1 protein-coding gene is annotated in these 1002 nt (G+C 72.5%); it reads left to right on the top strand.

Annotated elements, in window-relative coordinates; genetic code table 11:
• A partial coding sequence (locus ACWCV3_RS29100; protein ID WP_451230403.1) for a hypothetical protein occupies nucleotides 1-1002 on the top strand: 1002 nt, incomplete at both ends.

Raw genomic sequence — 1002 nt, 5'->3', positions numbered from 1 at the left:
GCGAGCAGTGCAACACCGACACCCACCGGTGCCCCGGCTGCGGCGAGGACGTCCCCCACGGCGCCGTCGCCTGCACCCCGTGCGACCGGCGCGTGACGGCGAACAAGATCCCGCCCGGCCAGACCGAAGACGGCCGGACGTGCTCCCACGACGACGCCGTGTTCGGCGTAGAGAACGACCGGATGGTGTGCGCCGCCTGCGGCACCCCGTGCACGCACCCCGACGGGTTCACCGAGAACGACCCCGTGGAGGACGACGGGGAGGGCCTGGTCGTCCGGTGCGCGCTCTGCGGCGCCGTCGACTCAGAGGACGAAGAGGCGCACGTCGTCACCGATGACAGTGACGACCCGGAGCACGCGGACGACTGCCCTGGCTGCCCAGACGATGCTGCGCAGGGCCTCCAGGCGACCCTCGGTGAACTGGACCGGCAGCAGGCGGAAGCCGACGCGTGGCGCACCCCTGCGGACCTGCTGGCCAAGATGCCCGAGAACGTCCGGGGCCTGGACACGCTGCGGCTCAACTGCGCCGACTGCGGCCACCCGGTGACCCCGCTGGTGGACTACTTCGGCGTGGACGGCAAGGCCAAGGCCGTGACGTGGGCCTGCGAGCCGCGCGTCATGAGCATGGGCCCGAAGGACCCGTGCCGGGACCACGAGTGCAAGCCCGACCGCCTGGCCCGGCTCGGCGACCTGGACGAGGCCGACTGCTTCCTCCGGAACGGCACGCTCATGCGCCTGACCGAACGCGAGTCGGCTACGTCGGTGCTGGCGGAGGTGCTGGACGGCCCGCACAAGGGCCGCACCGGCGCGCTGAAGAACCCGGACGAGGTGGTGGAGCGAGCACCGTCACCGGCGGCAACGGGACCGGTCCGCGTCGGCGAGCTGGGGCACGGCGACGTCTTCATGCGGCGCGGCACAGCCATGCGCGTGACGAGCGCGGGATACGGCCTGGTGGAGGCCATCGTCGTGGACAACGGGCCGTATGCGGGACGCACCGGTGAGC

This window comes from Streptomyces sp. NPDC001781, from assembly GCF_053596035.1.
Note: the sequence above shows the minus strand (reverse complement) of the source record. Positions and strands in the feature narration are given on the sequence as shown.